Here is a 1,309-nt window from a genome sequence, read left to right on the forward strand (position 1 = left end):
AGCCTCCTTGCGGAAAAGTAGGAGTCTTCGCATTCTGTCTGCGCTGACGAAAACTGAGCATGTAAAAGAAGGATCTAGCCCCAAACCAGCGTAGGAAATACACGGAGACTTCTGCGAGAGGAAGGCATCGGTGAAACCCCGCAGTGCGCAGCAGAAGGAGGCTCACCAGCCGCCCGCGAAAAGCGAAGTGTATTTCCGAAGCGGTCGTTCAAAACAATCGGTTACTTCTAAACTTCCCTATCCTTAGTCATTCGTCTTTAGATTGGATACTTTCACTTATGTCCTAGCCTCTTCCAATTATTACGACCCACTACCCAAACAACGTTTGATACAGAAGGAAGAGATTCAGGACGATGATCAGCGCAGCAATAATCCAGGCAATCATTGTCGTGAGTTTCTTATTTACGAGCGATCTCATCAACTTTTTGTTACTCGTAAAAAGAATTAATGGAACTAAGGCAAAAGCGATCCCGAAGGACAAGACGACCTGGCTCATCACAAGGGCTTTTGTCGGATTTATTCCCATGAGAATTATCGTCAAAGGAGGAGCCATCGTAATAAATCTCCGCAAATAAATAGGGATTCTCCTCCGAATGTACCCTTGCATGATAATATCACCAGACATGGTACCGACCGATGAACTTGATAGTCCTGCCGACAATAAACCAATGCCGAATAAAATGGCCGCTGCCGGACCTAACAGTTGGTCAAATTGATGGAATGCTACATCCAAATCTTCTACGTTCAATCCATTTTTATTGAATAATGCAGCAGCAACGATCAGCATACTTGCGTTAATGGCACCTGCAATCAGCATGGCAATGACCACATCAACAATTTCAAACCTGAAAATCCGTTTTCGCTCGGCTTCGTTTTTTCCAACGATTCTCTTTTGAGTCAGCGCGGAGTGTAAATAAATGGCATGTGGCATAACGGTCGCTCCAAGCATTCCTGCGGATAGAAGGATGCTGTCTACCCCTTCGAACCTTGGCGTGAACATACCGGCTAACATCGGTCCAGCTTGCGGCTGAGCATAAAACACCTGAATTCCGAAAGCAATGACGACAACAAATATCATACCGGTGATAATTGCTTCTAAGGGACGAACTCCTCTTCTTTGCAGCTCTAAAATAGCGAATGAACCGACAGCTGCGATCAGCGCAGCAGTCACCATCGGGATATTGAAAATTAAGTATAACCCTAACGCCGCTCCTATGAACTCAGCTAAGTCGGTGGCCATGACAACAAGTTCAGCCTGAATCCATAAAAAGAAGGAAGTCTTTTTAGAAAAACGGTCACGACACACTTC

General features: G+C 45.3%; 1 protein-coding gene. It reads right to left on the reverse strand.

Annotated elements, in window-relative coordinates:
• Window positions 1-310: 310 nt before the first annotated feature.
• Window positions 311-1,309 (reverse strand): Nramp family divalent metal transporter (locus LD39_RS21495; protein WP_035553946.1); only part of this gene is annotated, 999 nt, incomplete at its 5' end.

The sequence above is a fragment of the Halobacillus sp. BBL2006 genome (assembly GCF_000786645.1).
Lineage (GTDB): Bacteria > Bacillota > Bacilli > Bacillales > Halobacillaceae > Halobacillus.